Source organism: Paenibacillus sp. FSL R10-2748 (genome assembly GCF_038005565.1).
GTDB lineage: Bacteria > Bacillota > Bacilli > Paenibacillales > Paenibacillaceae > Paenibacillus > Paenibacillus polymyxa_B.
Map to the genome: position 1 here is coordinate 258266 of NZ_JBBOTK010000008.1, position 7182 is coordinate 265447.

The 7182-nt window shown below is 46.5% G+C and carries 6 protein-coding genes, 8 tRNA genes and 1 rRNA gene; all 15 read right to left on the reverse strand.

What is annotated here, in order from left to right:
* Window positions 1-100: 100 nt before the first annotated feature.
* Window positions 101-598, reverse strand: a complete 498-nt coding sequence (locus tag NSS66_RS22100) for an acyltransferase (RefSeq protein WP_028541869.1) — start codon at window positions 596-598, stop codon at window positions 101-103.
* Window positions 595-1248, reverse strand: a complete 654-nt coding sequence (ppaX, locus tag NSS66_RS22105) for a pyrophosphatase PpaX (protein WP_028541868.1) — start codon at window positions 1246-1248, stop codon at window positions 595-597. The genes NSS66_RS22100 and ppaX overlap by 4 nt, the downstream gene beginning before the upstream one ends.
* Window positions 1245-2300, reverse strand: a complete 1056-nt coding sequence (lgt, locus tag NSS66_RS22110; RefSeq protein ID WP_023986466.1) for a prolipoprotein diacylglyceryl transferase — start codon at window positions 2298-2300, stop codon at window positions 1245-1247. Before lgt ends, ppaX begins: the two co-directional genes overlap by 4 nt.
* Before the next feature lie 43 nt (window positions 2301-2343).
* Entirely contained in the window at window positions 2344-3282 is a 939-nt protein-coding gene (hprK, locus tag NSS66_RS22115) for an HPr(Ser) kinase/phosphatase (protein WP_013308232.1), read from the reverse strand.
* 349 nt (window positions 3283-3631) lie between these two features.
* Window positions 3632-4756 carry an ABC transporter ATP-binding protein gene (locus tag NSS66_RS22120; protein WP_028541867.1) on the reverse strand — a complete coding sequence of 375 codons (1125 nt, stop codon included), beginning with the start codon at window positions 4754-4756 and terminating at the stop codon, window positions 3632-3634.
* 102 nt (window positions 4757-4858) lie between these two features.
* The gene (locus NSS66_RS22125) at window positions 4859-6001 is read right to left on the reverse strand and encodes a PucR family transcriptional regulator (protein ID WP_028541866.1); all 1143 of its coding nucleotides are present in this window, start codon (window positions 5999-6001) and stop codon (window positions 4859-4861) included.
* Between the two features lie 159 nt (window positions 6002-6160).
* A tRNA-Lys gene (locus tag NSS66_RS22130) sits at window positions 6161-6233 on the reverse strand.
* Window positions 6234-6240: 7 nt separating this feature from the next.
* Window positions 6241-6326 (reverse strand) — tRNA-Tyr (locus NSS66_RS22135).
* Between the two features lie 9 nt (window positions 6327-6335).
* Window positions 6336-6408 (reverse strand) — tRNA-Phe (locus tag NSS66_RS22140).
* Between the two features lie 78 nt (window positions 6409-6486).
* A tRNA-Asp gene (locus tag NSS66_RS22145) sits at window positions 6487-6563 on the reverse strand.
* 23 nt (window positions 6564-6586) lie between these two features.
* Window positions 6587-6662, reverse strand: a tRNA-Thr gene (locus NSS66_RS22150).
* A gap of 4 nt (window positions 6663-6666) precedes the next feature.
* Window positions 6667-6742, reverse strand: a tRNA-Val gene (locus NSS66_RS22155).
* Window positions 6743-6752: 10 nt separating this feature from the next.
* Window positions 6753-6829 (reverse strand) — tRNA-Met (locus NSS66_RS22160).
* 31 nt (window positions 6830-6860) lie between these two features.
* Window positions 6861-6952, reverse strand: a tRNA-Ser gene (locus NSS66_RS22165).
* Between the two features lie 129 nt (window positions 6953-7081).
* Window positions 7082-7182, reverse strand: a 23S ribosomal RNA gene (locus NSS66_RS22170); the annotation flags it as partial.

Consider the following 7182-nt stretch of genomic DNA (forward strand, 5'->3'; position numbering starts at 1 on the left):
AATTTTTAAACATAATTAACATGCATTACCCCACTTATTATACAGAAAAACAATGCAAGAAAGACCCCTTAATACATAAGGGGCCTTTCTATTGTGCTATTTACTGCTCATTCACACCAGAGCGTCTTAAATCACGTAACGGATTGCCACCCACAAATGCACCTGCGGGCACGTCTTTATGCACGACCGCTCCGGCCGCTACGATAGCTCCGTCACCGATGGTCACACCCGGCAAAATGGTTGTGTTGGCGCCGATCAACACATGATCACCAATCACCACTTTACCGATACGATACTCCTCTATGAGGTATTCGTGAGCCAGTATCGTCGTGTTATATCCAATGACCGAATTGTTCCCTATCGTAATATGCTCCGGAAAAAAAACATCTACCATCACCATCAGGCCGAAGGCCGCATGTTGCCCCACCTTCATCCCCAGCATTCTGCGGTAAATGACGTTTTTCAGAGAAAGCACAGGACAATACCGGGCAATCTGTATAAAAATAAAGTTCTTAATGCCTTTCCAGCGGCTCACCGTCCGATAAATCTGCCACAACGCATTGGGACCTTCTACAGGATAGCGGTTCACCTTTCTCACGATACATTGACACCTTGAAGCTCCAGCTTCAGCAAATCCCGCATATCATGCAACATGTAGTCTGGCCCATATCCGCGCAGAGTTTCCTCACCCTTGAGCGACCAAGCTACACCAGCCGATTTCACACCTGCTGCCTGAGCTGACAAAATATCAAAAGAACTGTCTCCGACCATCAATGTATGCTCTGCTTCAGCATTCAAACCTGCCAATGCCTTGAGCACTGGCTCAGCGTGTGGCTTTGGATGCTCCACATCGTCTACCGTCACAATATAGTCCATAGAGGAGGTCAGATTGAACAGGTTAAGTACACGTAACGTGGATGGTCGTATTTTGGTTGTCACAACCCCCAGCTTAATTCCTCGCGCACGCAACTCCTGAATAACCTCAATGACATATGGAAATGGCTTCACCATTTGATCATGATGAATCTGATTATAAGCACGATAGTCCTTAACTAACCCAGATACATCCGTTAATCCCGAAAAAGTACGGAGTTGATCGTCCAGCGTTCCACCCATATGAGGAATAATATGCTCCCGCGTCAGCGGATCAGCATCCGGATGATTCAAAATGTGTAGAAATGTGCTGATAATCAACTCATTCGTATCCATGATGGTGCCGTCTAAATCAAACAAAATCGTATTTATCATAGATGCTCCTTCTTGTCCTCGTCCGTGTCTTCCTTAGGTAGCTTATCCGTCGTAGCTGTTGGAGGAACCGCGCCCTGTCCTGGACGGGATACCTGTTCTGGCGTCACGTCAGGTACCTGATCAATCCCCGCTTTGCTGGAGATAATCGGATCGCTATACCGAGCAACAGATGTGCCCTTCCGGCGACGAACCAAAATGAAAATCACGGCGGCTACCACAATGAAAATAGGCAGCAATTGCGAGATCCGTACATTACCGTAACTCGGGTCCAGATGCCCTGGTTCAAACCCTAACCACACCATAGGAGACCACAAAGCATTCACAAAGGAAGCCAGCCAATCTGGTCCCTGAAAAGCCAAACTATCCGTCCGTACACGCTCGATGAAAAAGCGGCCAATCGAGTACCAAATGAAGTAAAACGCAAACATTTCGCCTGCACGTACAAATTTCATACGACGAATGACGAGCAGCAAAATCACACCGACAATACTCCACAGTGATTCATATAAAAATGTAGGGTGATGGAACACCCCGTTAACGTTCATCTGATTCACAATGAAATCCGGCAGATGGAGCTGATTTCGCAAAAATGTTTCTTCCGTCGGTCCACCGTAGGCTTCCTGATTGACAAAATTACCCCAGCGTCCAATCGCTTGACCGATCAGTAGGCCTGGTGCACAAATATCAGCGATACGCCAGAAGTTATACCCTTTATACCGGAAATAAATGACCGCACATATAATGGCCCCGATCAAGGCACCGTATATCGCAATACCGCCGTTCCAAATTTTGAAAACATCCCATAGATTATCTCGGTAGTCTTCCCATTTGAAGGCTACATAATAAATACGCGCTCCAATAATAGCTGATGGAACACCCAGAAGCAGCATATCCATAAAAAAGTCCTGCGGAATACCGAATCTTTTTCCTTCACGGATGGCGAGATATAAACCCACAAGCGCCGCCAGCCCCAAAATAAGCCCATACCAGTGGACCTTGATTGCCCCGATTGAAAAAGCGATCGGATTCAGCAGTAATGTTGCCGTTGACATATGTTTCTCTCACTCCTCGTTCTTCCTTGCAAACGAACAAACCTTAATCCATCTCTTCCATATCTTCAGAAATCGTAGCAGTCAGCTTGTTTGTAAATTGCAGGGCTGCATTAACGCCCATTTGTTTCAAACGATAGTTCATCGCCGCCACCTCGATAATAACAGCCAAGTTTCGGCCCGGACGAACTGGGATTGTAACCAGTGGAACATCTGTATCAATAATGCGTGTCGTTTCCTCATCGAGACCAAGACGGTCATACTGCTTGTCCTGCTGCCATGCCTCCAGACGAACAACCAATGTAATCCGCTTGTTATTACGAACTGCACCGGCCCCAAACAGCGTCATCACATTAATAATGCCCACGCCACGAATTTCCAACAGGTGACGTATCAGCTCAGGTGCTGTACCATGCAGCTGAAAATCGGACGTTTGCCGAATTTCTACCGCATCATCTGCTACCAAGCGATGTCCACGTTTAACCAGTTCCAGCGCCGTTTCACTTTTACCAATTCCGCTACTTCCTGTGATAAGCATTCCCACGCCATACACGTCACACAGTACACCATGAATAGTCGCCGTAGGAGCCAGCTTTCTTTCGAGAAAGCCTGTGATGCGGCTTGATAAAATCGTCGTCGCCATATTAGTGCGCAGTACAGGAATATCTCGTTCTGCGCTCGCCTCCACTAACTCAGCCGGTACCTCCAGGCCACGTGTGATGATAATGCATGGAGTCAGTTCTGTACACAGACGCTCCATCCGATCCCGACGCTCCTCAGGAGGAAGCATCCCCAGAAAAGCCAACTCAGACCTTCCCAGAAGCTGTACCCGCTCCTGTGTATGATATTCAAAATACCCGGCCATCTCCAGACCTGGGCGATTCAAATCATCCACTGTGATCAGTCTTCGCAGACCTTTTTCACCAGAAATAACTTCCATTTGAAACTGCTGTACAAGCTCGGATACCTTTACCTGTTTAGCCATTGTATTCTCCCCTTCATCTGCAACACCGGATTCTATACGTCATTTGATTTATGTAGCTTTACCCTATTAACCATACAGCCCAACGCCAGTCTATGCTGCACTGCATCAATCCACACTCCATTTGATTTAACACTATGGTTCCAGGCTAACTCTATTCCGACAGCTGGATTGATCCCATCTAGGACCCTTGCCAACGAACCTTGCCTGCATCTAGACCTGTACCATTGTACCCATCGTATCGGAATTTTCCAATGAATGCAATGCCGAAGCTAGTAGCCGTATGCGATATACAAAAAGAGTCGCAGTTCTCCGCTTGGGGAAAACTGCGACTCTCTTCCAGAGGCAAATTTTATTCGCCAACCAGAATACTCAATTCCGATTCCTTATCAAAAATATGAACCTTGTTCATATCAACAGCCAACTTCGCTTTGACACCATCACGAGTATTGGAGCGTCCGTCTACACGGGCAATAATCGTATCATTTCCGGCACCGCTCAGGTACAACAGCATTTCATGACCGAGATTTTCTGTTACATCCACAGTGGATGTAAAGATCGTATTCGGGGAAGCCTCCAAGAATACAGGCTCTTCATGAATATCCTCAGGACGGATACCCAAGATCACATCTTTGCCGATATAGCCCTTCGCTTTTAAAATCTGTCCTTTACCTTCTGGTACGAACAGATCCAGACCCGGCGCAGTAAAATGCAATGCACCTTCTTTTTCAACCAGCTGACCTGTGATAAAGTTCATCGTAGGAGAGCCGATAAAACCAGCAACGAACAGATTCACTGGACGGTTGTACAGTTCATCCGGGGATGCAGCTTGTTGAATGATACCATCCTTCATAACGACAATCCGATCACCCATCGTCATGGCTTCAATTTGGTCATGTGTTACATAGATACAAGTGGTTTCAAGACGTTTAACCAGTTTAGTGATTTCAGCACGCATTTGACCACGAAGTTTAGCATCCAAGTTGGAGAGCGGCTCATCCATCAGGAAGACTTGAGGATCGCGGACAATCGCACGGCCCAGAGCGACACGTTGGCGTTGACCACCGGACAGCGCCTTAGGTTTACGTTCCAGCAAGTGCTCGATATCGAGTATTTTGGCAGCTTCGCGTACTTTCTTGTCGATTTCTTCTTTCTTAACTTTGCGCAGTTTCAGACCGAACGCCATGTTCTGGTACACGCTCATGTGCGGATACAGCGCGTAGGATTGGAATACCATCGCGATATCGCGGTCCTTTGGAGCCACGTCGTTCACAACACGATCCCCAATGTACAATTTACCATCTGAAATTTCCTCCAGACCAGCAATCATACGAAGTGTAGTAGACTTCCCGCAACCGGAGGGACCAACCAATACGAGGAATTCTTTATCTCGAATGTCCAAATTGACATCAACAACCGTAGCTTTATCTGCACCCGGATATTGCTTGAAAATATGCTCTAAACGTACACCAGCCATAGCTTTTTCCTCCTAAGATCGAGTTATGAAATCGAATACATTTCTTACTTGTATCTTACCCTAGTCCTTGTAGCGTGGCTATTCGCAAACTGCACAAAGATGCTATTTCCTTTTTGTCACTTTGTACAATAGGAGATAGAGCTTGACCAAAACCGCATCATTAAACGTCCGCACGTCCAATCCGGTCTCCTGTTTGATCTTATCCAAACGGTAAATCAACGTATTTCGATGCACATACAGACGCTTAGCTGTCTCACTCACATTACAATCCAATTGAAAAAAGATATCTAATGTAGCCATCGTTTCTGAGTCTTCCAGTATGACAGATGATTTCATTACCTGCTCTAAAAATAGTACGCGTTGTTCCTTGGGAATGCGGTTTAACAGCCTTTCTAAATGAAGCTCCCATGAAAAGTGGATGTGCTCTGTTACATGAAAAATCTTGCCCAGATGTATCGTCTCCCATAACAAATTCAGCTCTTGGGGAAGACTTTGCAAAGGGATCGAAGGCTTAGAAACCGCCAAATGGAATACACCCACCCACTCATTCGCAATAAGCTCATATAGGCCCAAGCTAAAAGCCGTAAGAACCTCCTCCAGCGATTCCGTAAAATCTGCATCCCTGGACTCAGTGTCTTTATCCCGTTCATCGTCAGCTCCTAATAAAAGCTCCTTTTTAGCCATAATCAGCCAAGACTGTTCGTCCAATGGAGTAAGTAACACATCCCCTCCAAAATAGCTCGCGAACAATCGATGAAGCTGCGTATAAGTAATAGCCCCCTCCTGTGTTCCCTCGCCATTCAGTAAAATCGGAACCATACACGCTGATAGCGAATCACGAAGCTGCAATTCATCAGGAACCTCTTCTTCCCTGTTTAAATTGGCAGCCTGCTGTATGAGCCATTGTCCAAAACGATTCATCCGCTCTTCCTCGCTATAAATCGGGTTGTCCGACAATTGTGGACCGTTCTGCCAGACCTGCTCCATGTTCCCCAATAGCGCTTCTACCAGTTTCCGTTCTCGATCCGTCAAATATCTGGCCTCTACCACAAAGGCAGCCAGTTCACCTGCCGACGCACGAAACGGAAAATATAACTTGTTGTCACGGACAAACGATCTATCCGGAATAACTGAATCGGCTGTCTCTCCCTCTGCCATCACTTCCGGGCACCAAGGCACTATGGTAAAAGGCGCTTGAATAATATTCTGAAGCTGTTGCTGAATCCATTCTGTATCCAGAGTCACGCGATCACCACTTCACTTTTTTTAGAATATAGAATAAGCACTGAGCGAACATAATGAACTCATTATAACCTGTCGATACCGTAAAATAAAAAAGCTATATAAAAACATAACTTAAAACAATACAAAAAAAGCCATCAACCTATAGTTGATGACTTCTGATGAGCCATGAAGGACTCGAACCTTCGACACCCTGATTAAAAGTCAGGTGCTCTACCAACTGAGCTAATGGCTCGTAAAACTGGTGGAGGATGATGGATTCGAACCACCGAACCCGTAAGGGAGCAGATTTACAGTCTGATGCGTTTGGCCACTTCGCTAATCCTCCATATAAAGGTGGCTCGGGACGGAATCGAACCGCCGACACGAGGATTTTCAGTCCTCTGCTCTACCGACTGAGCTACCGAGCCATACCCATTAACAAAAAAATAAAGTGCGGAGGGATACCCCTTCCCACTTTAGTACGGCATAACTGCTGAATTGAAAAATGGCGGAACTGACGGGATTCGAACCCGCGATCTCCTGCGTGACAGGCAGGCATGTTAGGCCTCTACACCACAGTTCCCTAGATTTTTCAAAATTCAAAAATGGTGCCGGCGAGAGGACTTGAACCCCCAACCTACTGATTACAAGTCAGTTGCTCTACCAGTTGAGCTACACCGGCACAATGGTGGAGGCTGAGGGGATCGAACCCCCGACCCTCTGCTTGTAAGGCAGATGCTCTCCCAGCTGAGCTAAGCCTCCTGGGTATGTATGGTAGCGGCGGAGGGGATCGAACCCCCGACCTCACGGGTATGAACCGTACGCTCTAGCCAGCTGAGCTACACCGCCATAACATAATATTTCGCTAGCTTGTCCTAAATGGCGGAGAGAGAGGGATTCGAACCCTCGCACCACTTTCGCAGTCTAACCCCTTAGCAGAGGGTCCCCTTATAGCCACTTGGGTATCTCTCCATATAAATGGACTCGCTTAGCAAAATTCCGCAAGTTATTCTTTAAATCAACAAAGTGATTTGGAATATCAAGCGCAATTTCAAGGTTACACCCTGAAAACTGGATCCGAAACTCATTGCGTTTTATTCTTAGGATAAGCCCTCGACCGATTAGTATTGGTCAGCTCCATGCATTACTGCACTTCCACCCCCAACCTATCTACCTCGTCGTCTTCAAGGGGTCTTACTAAT

Coding starts and splice junctions, on each gene's coding strand:
- ppaX (WP_028541868.1), bottom strand. CDS start 1,248: ATGATAAATACGATTTTGTTTGATTTAGACGGCACCATCATGGATACG.
- lgt (WP_023986466.1), bottom strand. CDS start 2,300: ATGTCAACGGCAACATTACTGCTGAATCCGATCGCTTTTTCAATCGGG.
- hprK (WP_013308232.1), bottom strand. CDS start 3,282: ATGGCTAAACAGGTAAAGGTATCCGAGCTTGTACAGCAGTTTCAAATG.
- NSS66_RS22120 (WP_028541867.1), bottom strand. CDS start 4,756: ATGGCTGGTGTACGTTTAGAGCATATTTTCAAGCAATATCCGGGTGCA.